Consider the following 16,306-nt stretch of genomic DNA (forward strand, 5'->3'; position numbering starts at 1 on the left):
CCTCAGCCGATCGCCTGCTTCTGCAGCGTCACCAGTTCGTCGATGCCGTTGCGGGCCAGACCCAGCAGCGTCAGGAACTCGTCCTGGCTGAACGGCTTGCCTTCGGCAGTCCCCTGGATCTCGACGATGCCACCGGAACCGGTCATGACGAAATTGGCATCGGTCTCGGCCGCCGAGTCCTCCAGGTAATCGAGGTCGATCACCGGCTGGTTGGCGAAGATGCCACAGGAAATGGCCGCGATATGGTCCTTCAGGACCTTCTCCACCTTCACCATGTTGCGCGCTTCCATCCATTTCAGGCAGTCATGCAGCGCAATCCAGGCACCGGTGATCGAGGCCGTGCGCGTGCCGCCATCCGCCTGGATGACGTCGCAGTCGATCGAGATCTGCCGTTCGCCGAGTGCCTCCAGATCGACGACCGCGCGCAGCGACCGGCCGATCAGCCGCTGGATTTCCTGGGTGCGGCCGCTCTGCTTGCCGGAAGAGGCTTCGCGGCGCATGCGTTCGCCCGTGGCCCGCGGCAGCATGCCATATTCCGCCGTCACCCAGCCCTTGCCGGAATTGCGCAGCCACGGTGGCGTCTTGTCTTCCAGGCTCGCCGTGCACAGCACATGCGTATCGCCGAACTTCACCAGGCAGGATCCCTCGGCATGCTTGGAGAAATTGCGCTCGAACGAGACTTTGCGCATTTGATCTGTTTTTCTGCCGGATGGCCGCATCGGTATCTCCTGGGTTGTCACTGCCTTCTAAGGAGGGCGGCTGTCCTTTGCAAAGAAAAAACCGAATGAACGCCCGGCAACTCGGGACTTCCGGCGAATTTGCCCTTTGTCATCGGCATGCGAATGACTATATTCTTCCCATGGAAACAATGAGATCATCACTGCGCTGACAATGGCCGCACCCAAGACGACCATCGCAGATGTTGCCGCATCGCTGGACGACCGATCCAGAGAGGTCTTTCGGCGGATCGTCGAGACCTATCTCGACTCCGGTGATCCGCTCGGCTCGCGCAATCTGTCCCGCCTTCTGCCGATGTCGCTGTCGCCCGCTTCCGTGCGCAACGTGATGAGCGATCTCGAGCATCTGGGCCTGATCTATGCGCCGCACGTCAGCGCGGGACGTCTGCCCACGCAAGCTGGCCTGCGCTTTTTCGTCGATGCCTTCATGCAGGTGGGGGACCTCTCGGAGACCGAGCGAGACAGCATCGAGCGCCAGATCCGTCCGACAAGTCCGGATCAACCGGTCGAGACCATGCTGACCGAGGCGAGCCGCATGCTGTCGGGCCTGTCGCGCGGCGCCGGTCTGGTCATCTCGGCGAAAAACGATCCGGTCCTCAAGCATGTCGAATTCATTCGGCTCGAGCCGACCAAGGCGCTCGCCGTGCTCGTCGGCGAACACAACCAGGTCGAAAACCGCATCATCGACCTGCCCTCGGGCGTCACCGCCTCGCAGTTGACGGAGGCCGCCAACTTCCTCAATGCAAACTTGGCGGGTCAGACACTGCGCGAATTGCGCAGCCAGATCGACAGCATGAAGACGCAGGTCGCCTCGGAACTCGATACCTTGTCCCAGGACCTCGTCAAGCGGGGCCTGGCGGTCTGGTCGGGGGAGGGGGCCGATAAGAACCCCACCCGCCTCATCGTCCGAGGTCGTGCAAACTTGCTCGAAGGTCTGGTCGACCTTGAGGACATCGATCGCCTGCGCCTGCTCTTCGACGACCTCGAGCGCAAGGAAAGCCTGATCGAGATCCTCGATCTTGCCGAAAGTGGCCCGGGTGTGCGCATCTTCATCGGCTCCGAAAACAAGCTCTTCTCGCTGTCGGGCTCGTCTCTCATCGTAGCACCCTATCGCGATGGCGAAGACCGCATCGTCGGCGCCGTCGGTGTGATCGGCCCCACGCGGCTGAATTATTCCCGCATCGTGCCGATGGTCGATTACACCGCCCAGCTCATGGCGCGCCTGTCGCGGACCGGGCGTTAGGCCGAATTGGCCGGCGACCCTTGATTTTTTCACCCCAAACCCTGATATCGGGCACGAAATCGAACCTCGTGTTCGAAAATGCAGAATCATTCGGAGAACGTCATGACCGAAGAAACCAACAAGAACGGACCTGACGCGGACGCCGCAGAGGCTTACGCTACCGAAGCTCAGGAAGATCAGGCAAACGCCGAAGCGACGACCGACGCCGAAGGCGGCGCGGCCGAAGCCCTCGATGCTCTGAAGGCGGAAAATGCCGACCTGCGCGACCGCTTCCTGCGTTTGGCAGCCGACATGGACAACCTGCGCCGTCGCACCGAACGGGAAATCAAGGACGCCAAGTCTTACGCGATGACGGGTTTTGCCCGTGACATGCTGTCGGTCTCCGACAACTTGCGCCGTGCCATCGAAAGCCTGCCGGAAGACGCCCGCGCCGGCGCGGATGCTGCGGTCACAGCGCTCATCGAAGGTGTCGAGATGACCGAGCGCGGCATGCTGGCGACCATGGAACGTCACGGCATTCGCAAGATCGAGCCGGTCGGCCAGAAGTTCGACCCGAACTTCCACCAGGCCATGTTCGAGGTCCCCAATCCCGATGTCGCCAACAACACCGTCGTTCAGGTCGTGCAGGCCGGTTACGCGATCGGCGAACGCGTCCTCCGCCCGGCCATGGTCGGCGTTGCGAAGGGTGGCCCGAAGGCCGAAGCTGCCGCCGAGGATGCTGCCAAGGCCTGAGCAAGGCCTTTACCGCATACGAAAAAAGCGCCTCGAAGGGCGCTTTTTTTATGTCTGCTGTCGGCCGCTCGCAGTCTATGCCGCGTTGGAAGCCTGTTCTTCGTTGAGGAAGGTATAGATCGCCGAGGCGGATTCGGTTGCGCGCAGCTTAGCGACCAGGTCCTGGTCACGCAGCACGCGCGCAATGCGCGACAGCGCCTTCAGGTGATCGGCGCCCGCACCTTCCGGGGCGAGCAGCAAAAAGACGAGATCGACCGGCTGGTCGTCCAGCGCCTCGAAATCGACCGGTGTTTCCAGACGTGCGAAAACGCCGGTGATCTGGGTGACCTTGTTGAGCTTGCCATGCGGGATGGCAATGCCATTGCCGACGCCGGTGGAACCCAGCCGCTCGCGCTGCAGGATAACGTCGAAGATCTCGCGCTCAGGGATGTTGGTCAGCTTGGAAGCCTTAGCCGCGAGTTCCTGAAGCAGTTGCTTCTTCGAATTCACCCTGAGTGTCGGTACGACAGCATCCTGATGCAGCAAATCTGCCAAGGCCATATCAATTTCCTTCATGCGTCTGAGCCGGTGGCGGGCGAACGTTTACGTCCGCCCGCGCCAGTCTCGTCAGCCTTTGATGTTGGCGGAATCGATCCACCCGATATTACCGTCATTCCGACGATAAACGATATTCAATTGTTCTTTTCCCGGGCTTCTGAACAGCAGCACAGGTTCGTCCGTCATGTCGAGGGCCATGACTGCCGAAGCAACCGTCATGGTCCGAAGTTTCTTCGTGCTTTCGGCCACGATCGTCGGCGCATAGTCTTCCGGCAGTTCCTCGTGATCGTCGTCGACGGAATCCATGACCGTGTAGGCCACCTCGATCGGCGGGTTCGATGCTTCGCCGGCGTGATGATCCTTCAGCTTGCGCTTGTAGCGGCGCAGGCGCTTCTCGACGCGCTCAAAGGCGGTGTCGAAGGCCACTTGCGGATCATTGGCCTCGCCTGCGGCATGCAGGTTCGCGCCGGTATCGAGATGCACCAGGCAATCGGCCGAAAATCGCGACTGCGATTTTGCCACGACCACTTGCCCGGAATACCCTCCGTCGAAGTATTTGGTAACCGCATCCTGGATTCGGTCTTCGATCCGCTGGCGGAAAGTTTCACCGATTTCCATCTGCTTGCCGGATACACGCACACTCATGGAGTTTCCCTTCTTATGATTGGTTACGTGCCCATTTTACGCCAAGCGACGCCCGCGTCCAAGCTTTTAGAGTGGTGCGGGCAGTCTGTACCTTCGTTTGTCGGGCATGATCCGGCCAATTGTCTCCGGGGCCAACAGTGTGCGCTGTCGATTGCGGCGCGCTTCTAGCCGCCATCTCGGCAAAAGTCAATGACCGGTTAATTTCCCGGATTTTCAGGGGTCTCAGTGGGAGGAAATCTTCGCCATGGCCCGCTTCTCGCGGCGACGCTGAACTGAGGACGGGATGTTCATGGACTCGCGGTATTTTGCCACGGTCCGGCGCGCAAGCTCCACACCGCTCGATTTCAGCGTGTCGACGATGTCGTCGTCCGATAGCACCGCCTCAGGGCTTTCTTTCTCGATCAAGGCCCGTATCCTGTGACGCACGGCCTCGGCCGAATGGCTGTCGCCACCTTCTGCGGATGCGATCGACACCGTGAAGAAATACTTGAGCTCGAAGAGCCCGCGAGGCGTCAGCATATATTTGTTGGTGGTGACGCGGCTGACCGTGGATTCATGCATCTTGATCGCGTCTGCGACCGTTTTCAGGTTCAGCGGCCGCAGGTGATCGACCCCGTGATCCAGGAAGGCCGATTGCTGCCGCACGATCTCGGCCGCCACCTTGCTGATCGTCCGCGCCCTTTGATCGAGGCTGCGGGTGAGCCAGTTCGCGTTCTGCAGGCATTCCGACATGAAGGCATGATCGGGGCTGTCCTTGGCCACACCCTGGCGACCCACCGCCACCATGTAGCTGTGATTGACCAGCACCCGGGGAAGCGCATCCGGATTGAGCTCGACCTGCCAGCCGCCATTGTTATCGGAGCGCACGACGACGTCGGGCGTCACCGATTCCGAGACGCTGTGCTCGAATGAGCCGCCTGGCTTCGGGTTGAGCTTGCGGATCTCCGACAGCATGTCGAGAAGATCCTCTTCGTCCACGCCGCACAGCCGCTTCAGCGTGGCAAAATCCCGCTTGGCGAGCAGTTCCAGATTGTCGACCAGCATAGCCATGGCCGGATCATAACGGTCGCGCTGGCGCAGCTGGATCCCCAGGCATTCGCTGAGCGAGCGTGCAAAGACGCCCGCAGGCTCCAGCGTCTGAAGCGTCTGCAACACCGTTTCGATTTGCTCTCGTGCACGCCCCAGTCGCGCCGCCAGTTCATCGAGATCGAGCCGCAGATAGCCGCATTCGTCAAGGTGATCGACCATGACGGCCGCAACCAGTTGGTCGGCAGGTGTCGGAAGAGCAAAAGGAATCTGCTGGTTCAGATGGTCACGCAGGCTGATCTGCCCGGCAACGAAATCGTCGAGATCGAAGCCTTCCCCAGTCTCCCCGGAATTCCCCGGCATCGACTTCCACTGCCCGAGAAGCTCCGGCGCATCGGGACGCATGCTGGAGCCTTCGTCGGCAAAGGCGGTGTCGAAATTCGTGTCCAGCCGGTCATTGAGGTTTTCGCTGCCGCTGCCCTCATACCAGTCGCTGTCGAGCGAAGGGCTGGCAACAGTATCGTCGGTGGATTGGCCGTTGTTGACGGTGGCGCTGCCATGGGCGTCGGCGGCATCGGCAGAGTCCGAGCCCAAATCTCCGTCATCTGCATTCAATTCGAGCAGCGGATTGCGTTCCACTTCCTGCGAGATGAACTGCATTAATTCGATATGGGTCATCTGCAGCAGTTGAATGGACTGCATCAACTGCGGTGTCATCACCAGCGATTGGCTCTGTTTCAGGAACAGATTCGCGGACAAGGCCATGGCGGACGCTCGACTCCCCTGCATTCACCCCGCAAACTGCGAATAATGCAGGGTGAAATCCACTTGGCCCAAAAATTGCTTTTTATTTTGGTTTGGTCAAGCCGCAGGAGAGCGCGGGCAGACTTTTATTGTCCAGCTCAAAGGCTGAACTTGTCGCCCAGGTAAAGGCGGCGAACATCGGCATTGTTGACGATGTCATTGGCCCGGCCATGGGTCAGCACTTCGCCGGCATGGATGATATAGGCCCGGTCGATGAGCCCCAGCGTCTCGCGCACGTTGTGGTCCGTAATCAGGACTCCGATCCCGCGCGCCGTCAAGTGGCGCACCAGATTCTGGATATCCGAGACCGAAATCGGGTCAACGCCAGCGAACGGCTCGTCGAGCAGCATGAAGGTCGGATCGGTCGCCAGCGCACGGGCAATTTCCAGGCGCCGCCGCTCACCACCGGAGAGCGCCACGGAAGGCGACTTACGCAGCTTCTCGATATGGAATTCGTTGAGCAGCTCGTCGAGCTTGGCCTCGCGCTGCTTCTTGTCCGAGATATGCACTTCGAGCACCGCGCGGATATTGTCTTCGACGCTCAGGCCACGAAAGATCGACGCTTCCTGCGGTAGGTAGCCCACGCCCAACCGCGAGCGTCGATACATCGGCATCGACGTCACGTCATTGCCATTGATCGAGATTGTCCCGGCATCAACAGGCACGAGGCCGGTGATCATGTAGAAACAGGTGGTCTTGCCCGCACCGTTCGGGCCGAGCAGTCCGACCGCCTCGCCTCGGCGCACGACCAGCGATGCCCCGTTGACCACGCGGCGGGAATTATAGGTCTTGGTCAGGCCGTGTGCGATCAGCGTGCCTTCATAGCGCGCCTTGTCGCCCGGCAAACCTGCCGGTGCAGTCGCCGGGTTGGCCTGCTTAGTCCTGGAAAAAAAAGGAATTTGCACGTTCAAACCGATCGGTCACTTTTTCTGCGATTTGGGGTCGAGCTGGATCTGCACGCGACGCCCGCAACTGTCGAGTTTGGCCTGGCCGGTTTCCATGTGCACCGTCAGCTTGCAGCCGACGAAAACATTCTGCCCTTCCGACAGCACCACCTTGTCGCCTTCGAGCACGAAGACCTGCTGCGACATGTCGAAAAAGCCCTTGTCGGCGGTTGCCTGCTGCGTCTCCGACTGCAGGAACACCTTGTCCGAGACGTCGATCTTCTCGATATCGGCATTGCCTTGCGTGACCGTGCTTCCCTCGCCACGGTAGAAAACCGTCATGGCGCCGGCCTGAAGCGTGGTGGTGCCCTGGACCACCTTGACGTTGCCGGTGAAGAAAGCCTTCTTTTCCTGCTCGCGAATCTCCAGCGCGTCGCTTTCGATCTGGATCGGCTGATCGTTGGACAGCTTCATCCCGGCCATCTGGCTGCTCTTCGTCTGAGCCATTGCCGCAGATCCGGCAAAGGTGGCACAGCCGGCAGCGAACACGAGACCAGCGATCATGAGCGGGGAGAGGCGGCGATGTTTCATGGCTGGATCGTTTCCATTGACCGATTGCTGCGCAGGGAGGACGGCTCGATGTTCAACCTGACATCCCCCGAAAATATCATTGTTCGACCCTTATCCTTCATATTGAGGGAGTTCGCAACAATCGACGCGCCCTTGGTTTGAATGGCGATCGGATCTTTCGTTTCCATCGTGCCGCCGGCAATATCGAGGCGTGCGGAATTGAACTGCGCGTCGATCCCGCTCGACAGATTGAGCGTGAACGGCTTGTCGAGATTGAGCAGATTGGCGCCCCGGTCGAACAGCCCGCCTTGGGCAACGATTCGCGCCACCACCTTGTCGTTTACAGGCACGGCCGCGGTGATGGTCTCGAGATTGATCAGGTTTGGATTCTTGATGTCCTGCAGGGCGCGGTCTGCCCGCATCGAATAGTTGACCCCGTCGGAATTGCGACCTGAGATCGCCGGTTTTTCCATCACGATCTTGCCGTTCTCGATCTTGGCGGATTCGATATGCAACTCCTCCGGCATCAGGCTGCGCACTGCCGAAACTCCGATAAAGATCAACGAGATGATCAGCGCCGCCACCGGCAGAAGCACACGCAGCCGCCGCACGCGCGCCGAATGGCCCACCGCGCGACGATAGGCTGCCGCATCTGAGGCGGCTCCGTTTGCCTGACGGATGTCGGTGGGGGTCTGCAGCATTCGTCGCAATCCGTTTTGATGGCGGGCAGTCAGTCTCCTGAGCGGCCCGCAGTTTTCGTCGTTTCGCATGTCTCTCGGCGCTTGCCAATACGGCCCATATGGATTGTCGCCAGCGTGGCACAAGAGGAGGCGCAGGAGCATCGAGAGAACGCCCGGTCTTCGCTCCTTCATGCGGAGAAAGTGAGACCGGCGCCCTTCCAAATGTTTGTGACATCGGTCATTGGCTTAGCAAGGGGCGCGCGTTATGGTTAAGTTGTTCCTTGACTGTGCTTTTTTGCTTTGGCAACGTTGGCGCCGCTCAAGTCACAACAGAAAATTCAGGGGGTCGGCGTGATCAAGTCGGAATTGGTGCAGATTGTCGCGGCCCGTAATCCGCATCTCTATCACCGCGATGTCGAAAATATTGTCAACGCCGTGCTCGATGAAATCACCGATGCGCTCGCCGCCGGCAATCGCGTGGAACTGCGCGGCTTTGGCGCCTTCTCCGTGAAGAACCGCCCCTCGCGTTCCGGCCGCAATCCCCGCACCGGCGAAACCGTTTTCGTCGAGGAAAAATGGGTGCCCTTCTTCAAGACCGGCAAGGAACTGCGTGAACGCCTGAACCCTGGCATGGGCGATGAGGACGACGAATAACATCCTGTCGCATTGAAAATTCGGCGCCTGGCCTTACCTTGGGCCTGTCGGCACGCCGCCTCGAATTGGAGGCGGAACAGCAGGGAGTTTACAGATGGTGCGGAAAATCGTGAGCCTCGTGGTCCTGCTGCCGCTGGCGATCCTCCTGATCGTCCTGGCCGTCGCCAACCGTCACCCCGTTAGCTTGGCGCTCAACCCCTTCAATCCGGCCGATCAGGCGCTGTCGGTTTCCGCACCGCTCTTCGTCCTGCTTATCCTGGCGGTCATGCTGGGTGTGTTGCTCGGCGCCGTCGTCACCTGGTTTTCCCAGGGCAAGCATCGCAAGAAGGCCCGCACACAGTCGCGCGCAGCCCAGCAGTGGCAGGCCGAGGCCGATCGCCAGAAGAGCCGCGCCGAACAGATCGCCGGTGCGAGCCTGCCTTTGTCCGCGCCCCAGCTGACCTCGAAATAGCCTCGCGGCAAATTTTCTTTCCGCGCCCGGTCCGGAATGCTAAGGGCTGGCCGAGATTAGCACCGAGCCACGGATCATTGACGTGAAGAACAGGGAACGTCGCCCCGGCGCCAAGCCATTCCCGGGAGCGAAGCCGAAAGCCAATGGCGACGCCGCGCGCCCCCGTCCGCCGAAGTCTGCGGATTTTGCCGGCAAGCCGTCGAAGCCGTCGTCCGGTCAGGCCGCCGGCAAGCCCGAGCGCGGCAATTCGCGGCCGGTGCGTCGAAGCCCTTCGGAAGACGGAAAGGTCGCGAACACCGCCGAAACCGCATCGGAACCGGCTCGCCCGCTCACGGTCCGCACGGGCGAGCGTCCGTCGGAACGCGTGCCCCTCATCCTCGAATCCACGGGCGCCGGCGATTTTCACCTGATCGACAGCGGTGACGGCCTGAAGCTCGAGCAATACGGCCCCTATCGTATCGTGCGCCCCGAAGCCCAGGCTCTGTGGCCGAAGGCATTGCCCTCCCATGTCTGGGACAAGGCCGATGCCGTCTTCACCGGGGACACCGACGAAGACGGCATGGGGCGCTGGCGTTTCCCCCGCGAGGCGCTCGGCGAAACCTGGCCGCTCTCGTTGCTTGGCATCGATTTCCACGGCCGCTTCACCGCGTTTCGCCATGTCGGCGTCTTCCCCGAGCAGATCGCCCATTGGAGCTGGATGAAACAGAAGGTCGAAGCCGCCGATCGGCCGCTGAAGGTCCTCAACCTCTTCGGCTATACCGGCGTCGCCTCCCTGGTCGCCGCTGCCGCCGGTGCCGAAGTCACCCATGTCGATGCCTCGAAGAAGGCGATCGGCTGGGCCCGCGAAAACCAGTCGCTGAGCCGCCTCGACAAGGCGCCGATCCGCTGGATCTGCGAGGATGCGATGAAGTTCATCCTGCGCGAGGAGCGCCGCGGCAATCGTTACGACATCATCCTGACCGACCCGCCGAAATTTGGTCGCGGCCCGAATGGTGAAGTCTGGCAGCTCTTCGACCACCTGCCGTTGATGCTGGATATCTGCCGCGAACTCCTGGCACCCAAGGCCGTTGGTCTCGTGCTGACCGCCTATTCGATCCGTGCCAGCTTCTATTCGATCCATGAACTCATGCGCGAAACCATGCGCGGCAAGGGCGGTCTGGTCGAATCCGGCGAACTCGTCATCCGCGAGGCCGGCCTCGACGGCAAGACACCGGGCCGCGCGCTCTCCACTTCTCTCTTCAGCCGCTGGGTGCCGAAATGACCGACGACTATCGAAACGAGGGGCCGCGCCGCGTCGGCCAGGTCAAGGAAGTCACCAGCCTCGCCAACCCCATCATCAAGGACATCAAGGCCCTGTCCCTGAAGAAGGCGCGCGACGAAAGCCGCACCTTCCTCGCCGAAGGCCTGAAGCTCGTCATCGACGCGCTCGATCGCGGCTGGACCATCCGCACCCTGGTTTATGCCAAGGCCGGCAAGGGCAAGCCGCTGGTCGAGAAGGTCGCCGCCCGCACGGTCGCCGCAGGCGGTCTGGTGCTGGAAGTCAGCGAAAAGGTCATGTCCTCGATCACCCGGCGGGAGAACCCGCAAATGGTCGCCGCCGTCTTCGAACAGCGCTGGACGGCGCTGAAAGACATCCAGCCGAAGGGCTCGGAAACCTGGATCGCGCTCGACCGCGTCCGCGACCCCGGCAATCTCGGCACCATCATCCGCACGGCCGATGCCACCGGCGCCTCGGGTGTCATCCTCGTCGGCGATTGCACCGATCCCTTTTCGATGGAAACCGTGCGCGCCACCATGGGCTCGATGTTCGCCCTGCCTCTGGTCAAGACCACGCCGGCCGACTTCCTCAAATGGAAGAAATCCGTCGATATCAGGCTCGTCGCCACCCATCTCGCCGGCGCCGTCGATTACCGCACCATCGATTACAAGTCGAAGCCGGTCATCCTGATGATGGGCAACGAACAGTCCGGCCTGCCGGATGATCTCGCCCAGGCCGCCGACAAACTCGCCCGCATTCCGCAGGTCGGCATGGCCGACAGCCTCAACCTCGCGGTCGCCACCGGCGTCATGCTCTTCGAGGTCCGCCGCCACCTGCTCGCCCTCGACGGAGGCAAGTGACCGATGCTGTCAGCCTTCAATCGGCCGCTGCCGGTCGTTCTCTTCATCATTGCCGCGCTTCTGCTCGATCAGGCGATCAAATATGCGGTGGAGATTTATCTCCCCATGCATGAGTTGATCCCGGTTTTGCCCTTCTGGGCGCTCTATCGCACCCATAATCTCGGCGTCGCCTTCTCCATGTTGTCCCATCTCGACGCCTGGTTCATCGTAGCGCTACGCCTTGTCATCGTCGCTTTCGTCCTCTGGCTCTGGCGCAAGACCGGCCCTGACCAGCATTGCGCTCATCTCGGTTTTGCCATGATCATCGCTGGCGCGCTTGGCAACCTGATCGACCGCTTCACCTATGGTTATGTCGTCGATTACGTCCTGTTCTATACCGACACCTGGTCCTTCGCCGTCTTCAACCTGGCCGACAGCTTCATCACGCTCGGCGCCATCTGCATCGTCATCGACGAGATCATCCAGCACCGGAAGCCGAAGCCCGACGCCGAGTGACGGGCGCGCGAAATTTTGTCACTTTCCTGTTGCAGTAAAGTGTTTAAACGCCCGTGATTTGAACGCTGGACAAAGCCGATGAGCGTGGACCTGATAGACCGTGGAATGATGTTGGATGTCACCTCCGTGGCGCCGCCGTTGGCCGGATCGGGCACGCGCGATCTCCTCGGCCGAATCGGCAATCTGGAAACCCGCATCGCCCGCACCGAACGCGAGATAGATGCGGCCCAGGCCGTGCGCTACCGTGTCTTCGTCGAGGAGATGAAGGCGCAGGTTTCCGCTGAAGATGCCCGCCGGGGCCGCGAAGTGGACAGCTGGGACAGCCTCTGCGACCATCTTCTGGTGCTCGACCGCTCGATCGAGGGTGATGCCGAGGACCAGATCGTCGGCACCTATCGCCTGCTGCGCCACGAAGTGGCCATCGCCCATGGCGGTTTCTATTCCGGCTCCGAATTCGGCGTCGACGCGCTCGTCGCCCGCCATCCGGGCAAGCGTTTCATGGAGCTCGGCCGCTCCTGCGTGCTGCCGCAATACCGCACCAAACGCACCGTCGAACTGCTCTGGCAGGGCTGCTGGGCCTATGCGCTGCAAAACCGCATCGACGCCATGTTCGGCTGCGGCTCCTTCCCCGGCACCCAGCCGGAAGAACACGCGCTGGCGCTGTCTTTCCTCTACCACAATGCGTTGGCCAAGGGCGAATGGGCGGTCGACGCCCTGCCGCATCTCTACCGCGAGATGGACCTGATGCCGTCGGAAGCCGTCAACCCGCGCCGCGCGCTGTTCTCCATGCCGCCGCTGATCAAGGGTTACCTCCGCCTCGGCGCCATGGTCGGCAATGGAGCCGTCGTCGATCAGGCCTTCAACACGACGGACGTCCTGATCATCCTGCCGATCTCCAGCATCTCCGGCCGCTACGTCAACTACTACGGCGCCGACGCCGGCCGCTTCGCCAGCGCCAGCTGATTCCTTCTCCCCGCTTGCGGGGAGAAGGTGGCCCGAAGGGTCGGATGAGGGGCGGCAGCCGAACCAACTGTCCTCAGATTGCACCGATCACCGCGAAACGGCACATCCCTCGACAATCCCTTCGTCTGCGCCGCGTCGGCAACCATCGGCCACCTGCACCGTGCTCATCCGCACGGGCACCTCAGCCACCATCGGCAGGTCCGCAAGCGCCCTCTGGTTCATCGCCAGGAGGGCAGGGTGGCCCAGCGGATCGTGTCGCCAGTCCTGCGCGACCTGATTGCGCGGTTGAACTGACGTCTTCCAGAAATTCTTGAACATGGCCTTGCCTTCCGCGCGCGTGAGTGACGCGAAATCGGGTTGAACAGGTCTCGATCCTCCGCTTCCTTCGGATGCTTTTCAATTGAGTTTTGCCCCGATCGGCTATAGCTTTCCTATATGAAAAACCTTAATCAGGTGCATCTCAACGGCCTGCGCGCCGTCGAGGCCGTCGCCCGTCTCGGCTCGCTCCAGGCCGCGGCGGACGAACTCGGCGTGTCGGTCGGTGCCGTCAGCCAGCAGGTGATCAAGACCGAGCAACAGCTCGGCCGAACCCTCTTCGAACGCACCAGCCGGGGCATGGTCCCGATTGAGCAGGCCGGCGGCGTTCTCTCGCGTCTGCTGGATGGGTTCCGGCTCCTCTCCGGTGCCGTCGCCCTGGCCCAGAAGACCGATGACAGCCTGCTCACCATTTCCGTTGCCCCGGTTTTCGCCGCTCGCTGGCTGGTTCACCGCATCTCGGCCTTCTCCGCGCTCTATCCCCACATAGGCCTTCGCATCGATGCCAATGATCGGCTGACGGACGCCAGCAAGACGGATGTGGATCTGCGCATAAGGGTCGGTCGCGGCCAATGGCCCTGCTTCAAGTCGGAGCTGATCCTGGAGCAGCGCGTTGCTCCGGTCTGTACGCCGGCCATGGCAGAAACGCTGCGTGAACCCGCCGATCTCCTCCCTCTGCCGAAAATCATCGACAGCCGGGCCATGTTCACCTGGGATGTCTGGCTCTCGGCGGTCGGCCTGTCCGGCGCCGAAATCAAGGCGCGCCACAGTTTTAGCGAAGCCTCGTTGTGCCTCGATGCCGCGATTGCGGGGCAGGGGGTGATGCTGGCTTGGCAAACACTCGCCTCGCATCAGCTGCAGCATGGCCAGCTGGTCGCCCCCTTCGGCCCGGCGGTCAAGACCGGATTTGGCCACTACTTCGTCATCGCCGAGAAAGCGAAACGGTCGGACAAGGTGGAAAAATTCAAGCGCTGGCTGAAGGCCGAACTGGAAGAGGACATGGTGCGGCTCGCGAAAGCCGCCCCCGTTTTTGCTTGAGACACGCGGGCCCGATCAAACCGCCGCGTTGTAAGCCGCGATTGCTGCCATGTTGACGATGTCGCTGTCCTTGGCGCCCATCTGCGCGATCTGCACCGACTTTTCGAGGCCAATAAGCAGCGGCCCCATCACCGTCAGCCCGCCCAGTTCCTGCAGCATCTTGGTCGAGATCGCCGCCGAATGGATCGCCGGCATGACCAGCACATTCGCCGTGCCCGACAGACGGCAGAACGGATACTGCTCCATCCGGTGGCTGTTGAGCGCCACGTCCGCGCCCATCTCTCCATCATACTCGAAGGACACACCGCGCCGGTCGAGGATCTTCACGGCCTCACGAACCCGCTCGGAGCGTTCCCCCGTCGGATGCCCGAAGGTCGAATAGGCAAGCAGAGCCACGCGTGGTTCGAGTCCAAGGCGATGGGCAACGCCGGCGGCCTCTTCGGCGATATCAGCAAGCTCCTCGGCCGTCGGCATGTCGTGCACGGCGGTATCCGCCACCAAGATCGTGCGTCCGCGCGCCAGCGCCAGCGAAACGCCGATCACCCGATGCCCCGGGGCCGTATCGATACAGCGACGCACATCTTCGAGTGCGGTGGAATAGTTGCGCGTCGTCCCGGTCACCATGGCATCGGCATCGCCAAGCGCCACCATGCAGGCGGCGAAGTGGTTGCGGTCCGTATTGATCAGCCGCTGCGCATCGCGGTGCAGATAGCCCTTCCGCTGCAGCCGGGCATAGAGATATTCGGTATAGGCCTCGACACGCGTCGACATGCGCGCATTGACCACTTCAATGCCCGGACGGTCGAGATCGATCCCGGCCCGTTCGGCTGTCGCCTTCAGAGGTTCGTCGCGGCCGAGCAGGATGGCGGTGCCGAGGCCGAGATTGGCGAAGGATATCGCCGCGCGCATCACCTGTTCTTCCTCGCCTTCGGCAAAGACGACGCGCTTGGGGTGGCTGCGCACATGCTCGAAAATCCGCTGCGTGGCGGCTGCGATCGGGTCGCGCCGGGCAGACAATTCATGAGCATAGGCGCCGAGATCCTCGATTTCCTTGCGCGCGACGCCCGTCTCCATTGCGGCCTTCGCCACGGCAACCGGGATCGCCGAGATCAACCGCGGATCGAAGGGCACGGGAATGATGTATTGCGGCCCGAAGCGCGGCCGCTGGCCCTGATAGGCGGCAGCGACGTCATCAGGCACGTCCTCGCGCGCGAGGTTGGCGAGCGCCCGGACGGCGGCAATCTTCATTGCGTCATTGATCTGGCTGGCGCGCACGTCGAGCGCGCCACGGAAAATGTAGGGGAAGCCCAGAACATTGTTGACCTGGTTCGGATAGTCCGAACGCCCGGTCGCCATGATCGCATCCGAGCGGATCTCCGCCACTTCCTCGGGCGTGATTTCCGGGTCCGGATTGGCCATGGCGAAAATGATCGGGTTGTCCGCCATCGAGGCGATCATGTCGGCGGAGAAGGCGCCCTTTTGCGACAGGCCGAACACGACGTCGGCCCCTTCCATCGCCTCGCGCAGCGTCCGTCGGTCGGTCTTGACCGCATGGGCGCTCTTCCACTGGTTCATGCCCTCGGTGCGGCCCTGATAGATCACGCCCTTGGTGTCGCAGAGGATGATGTTCTCGCTGTTGAAGCCCATTGCCTTGATCAGCTCGATACAGGCAATCGCCGCAGCGCCCGCACCATTGCAGACGAGTTTGGTCGTCTTGAAGTCGCGTCCCGTCAGTTCCAGCGCATTAATCAGGCCGGCCGCCGCGATGATCGCGGTCCCGTGCTGGTCGTCGTGGAAGACCGGAATATCCATCAACTCGCGCAGGCGGCTCTCGATGATGAAGCAGTCCGGCGCCTTGATGTCTTCGAGATTGATCCCGCCGAAGGAAGGCCCGAGATACCGCACGCAATTGATGAATTCGTCGACATTCTCCGTGTCGACCTCAAGGTCGATCGAATCCACATCGGCGAAGCGTTTGAAGAGAACCGACTTGCCCTCCATGACCGGCTTGGAGGCCAGCGCCCCGAGATTGCCCAGCCCCAGGATCGCCGTGCCATTCGAGATGACCGCCACCATGTTGCCACGCGTCGTGTAATCATAGGCCGTTGCAGGATCGGCAAAGATTGCTTTGACGGGCACGGCCACGCCCGGTGAATAGGCGAGCGACAGATCGCGCTGTGTTGCCATCGCCTTGGTCGGGGTAATCTCCAGCTTGCCGGGGCGCCCCTGGGAGTGGAAGTCCAGCGCTTCCTGTTCCGTGACCGACACCTTCGTCCGGCCGGTCTTCGTCTCGCTTGCCATGCGTCCCCTCACCTTGTTGTGGGCAGCGGGCGAACGCCGACCCATCCTGGTTGTGTTTCCTCGTCTTAAGTCGTTAGTGTCAGCCGACTTTCTTTTCAAGAAAACATTGAGCC

General features: G+C 61.7%; 18 protein-coding genes. 9 read left to right on the forward strand and 9 right to left on the reverse strand.

The genetic code is table 11. The features are described from left to right. Positions 1–2 precede the first annotated feature (2 nt). The gene (rph, locus tag FJQ55_RS01670) at positions 3–719 is read right to left on the reverse strand and encodes a ribonuclease PH (protein WP_140825996.1); all 717 of its coding nucleotides are present in this window, start codon (positions 717–719) and stop codon (positions 3–5) included. A gap of 172 nt (positions 720–891) precedes the next feature. Between rph and hrcA the strand changes: the two genes are divergently transcribed. Further along, complete coding sequence (gene hrcA, locus FJQ55_RS01675; protein WP_140825997.1) at positions 892–1,980, forward strand: heat-inducible transcriptional repressor HrcA; 1,089 nt, start codon at positions 892–894, stop codon at positions 1,978–1,980. Between the two features lie 102 nt (positions 1,981–2,082). After that, positions 2,083–2,712 (forward strand): nucleotide exchange factor GrpE, encoded by a 630-nt coding sequence (grpE, locus tag FJQ55_RS01680; protein WP_140825998.1) that lies wholly within the window; start codon positions 2,083–2,085, stop codon positions 2,710–2,712. 75 nt (positions 2,713–2,787) lie between these two features. Here grpE and ptsN read toward each other — a convergent pair whose 3' ends face one another. The 6 genes from ptsN to lptC all read right to left on the reverse strand — a co-directional run bounded on the left by ptsN (position 2,788) and on the right by lptC (position 7,879). Then, positions 2,788–3,252 (reverse strand): PTS IIA-like nitrogen regulatory protein PtsN, encoded by a 465-nt coding sequence (gene ptsN / locus FJQ55_RS01685; protein ID WP_062276857.1) that lies wholly within the window; start codon positions 3,250–3,252, stop codon positions 2,788–2,790. A 66-nt stretch (positions 3,253–3,318) separates the two neighbouring features. Then, positions 3,319–3,894 (reverse strand): ribosome hibernation-promoting factor, HPF/YfiA family, encoded by a 576-nt coding sequence (gene hpf / locus FJQ55_RS01690; RefSeq protein WP_140825999.1) that lies wholly within the window; start codon positions 3,892–3,894, stop codon positions 3,319–3,321. A gap of 222 nt (positions 3,895–4,116) precedes the next feature. Beyond that, a complete protein-coding gene (gene rpoN / locus FJQ55_RS01695; protein ID WP_140826000.1) occupies positions 4,117–5,685 on the reverse strand; it encodes an RNA polymerase factor sigma-54 in 1,569 nt (522 codons plus the stop codon). 137 nt (positions 5,686–5,822) lie between these two features. Beyond that, positions 5,823–6,623, reverse strand: coding sequence for an LPS export ABC transporter ATP-binding protein (gene lptB, locus FJQ55_RS01700; RefSeq protein WP_062278172.1), 801 nt, complete (start codon positions 6,621–6,623; stop codon positions 5,823–5,825). 21 nt (positions 6,624–6,644) lie between these two features. After that, positions 6,645–7,199: an LptA/OstA family protein gene (locus FJQ55_RS01705; protein ID WP_140826001.1), complete on the reverse strand. Its 555-nt coding sequence runs from the start codon at positions 7,197–7,199 to the stop codon at positions 6,645–6,647. Then, on the reverse strand, positions 7,196–7,879 hold the full coding sequence (gene lptC / locus FJQ55_RS01710) for an LPS export ABC transporter periplasmic protein LptC (RefSeq protein ID WP_140826002.1): 684 nt from the start codon (positions 7,877–7,879) through the stop codon (positions 7,196–7,198). Before lptC ends, FJQ55_RS01705 begins: the two co-directional genes overlap by 4 nt. 330 nt (positions 7,880–8,209) lie before the next feature. Between lptC and FJQ55_RS01715 the strand changes: the two genes are divergently transcribed. The 6 genes from FJQ55_RS01715 to olsB all read left to right on the forward strand — a co-directional run bounded on the left by FJQ55_RS01715 (position 8,210) and on the right by olsB (position 12,539). Beyond that, positions 8,210–8,512 carry an integration host factor subunit beta gene (locus FJQ55_RS01715; RefSeq protein WP_054149157.1) on the forward strand — a complete coding sequence of 101 codons (303 nt, stop codon included), beginning with the start codon at positions 8,210–8,212 and terminating at the stop codon, positions 8,510–8,512. Positions 8,513–8,606: 94 nt separating this feature from the next. Then, positions 8,607–8,963: a LapA family protein gene (locus FJQ55_RS01720; protein WP_140826003.1), complete on the forward strand. Its 357-nt coding sequence runs from the start codon at positions 8,607–8,609 to the stop codon at positions 8,961–8,963. An 82-nt stretch (positions 8,964–9,045) separates the two neighbouring features. Beyond that, complete coding sequence (locus FJQ55_RS01725) at positions 9,046–10,224, forward strand: class I SAM-dependent methyltransferase (RefSeq protein WP_140826004.1); 1,179 nt, start codon at positions 9,046–9,048, stop codon at positions 10,222–10,224. Next, a complete protein-coding gene (locus FJQ55_RS01730; protein ID WP_140826005.1) occupies positions 10,221–11,081 on the forward strand; it encodes a TrmH family RNA methyltransferase in 861 nt (286 codons plus the stop codon). Before FJQ55_RS01725 ends, FJQ55_RS01730 begins: the two co-directional genes overlap by 4 nt. A 3-nt stretch (positions 11,082–11,084) precedes the next feature. Continuing rightward, positions 11,085–11,576, forward strand: a complete 492-nt coding sequence (lspA, locus tag FJQ55_RS01735) for a signal peptidase II (RefSeq protein ID WP_140826006.1) — start codon at positions 11,085–11,087, stop codon at positions 11,574–11,576. Positions 11,577–11,654: 78 nt separating this feature from the next. Next, positions 11,655–12,539, forward strand: a complete 885-nt coding sequence (olsB, locus tag FJQ55_RS01740) for a l-ornithine N(alpha)-acyltransferase (protein WP_140826007.1) — start codon at positions 11,655–11,657, stop codon at positions 12,537–12,539. An 87-nt stretch (positions 12,540–12,626) separates the two neighbouring features. Here olsB and FJQ55_RS01745 read toward each other — a convergent pair whose 3' ends face one another. Further along, positions 12,627–12,857, reverse strand: a complete 231-nt coding sequence (locus tag FJQ55_RS01745; RefSeq protein ID WP_140826008.1) for a hypothetical protein — start codon at positions 12,855–12,857, stop codon at positions 12,627–12,629. 117 nt (positions 12,858–12,974) lie between these two features. Between FJQ55_RS01745 and FJQ55_RS01750 the strand changes: the two genes are divergently transcribed. Continuing rightward, a complete protein-coding gene (locus FJQ55_RS01750) occupies positions 12,975–13,892 on the forward strand; it encodes a LysR substrate-binding domain-containing protein (RefSeq protein WP_140826009.1) in 918 nt (305 codons plus the stop codon). Positions 13,893–13,907: 15 nt separating this feature from the next. Here FJQ55_RS01750 and FJQ55_RS01755 read toward each other — a convergent pair whose 3' ends face one another. Then, positions 13,908–16,193, reverse strand: a complete 2,286-nt coding sequence (locus tag FJQ55_RS01755) for an NADP-dependent malic enzyme (protein ID WP_140826010.1) — start codon at positions 16,191–16,193, stop codon at positions 13,908–13,910. Between the last annotated feature and the right edge of the window lie 113 nt (positions 16,194–16,306).

Origin of the sequence: Rhizobium glycinendophyticum, assembly GCF_006443685.1 — a bacterium.
GTDB classification, from domain to species: domain Bacteria; phylum Pseudomonadota; class Alphaproteobacteria; order Rhizobiales; family Rhizobiaceae; genus Allorhizobium; species Allorhizobium glycinendophyticum.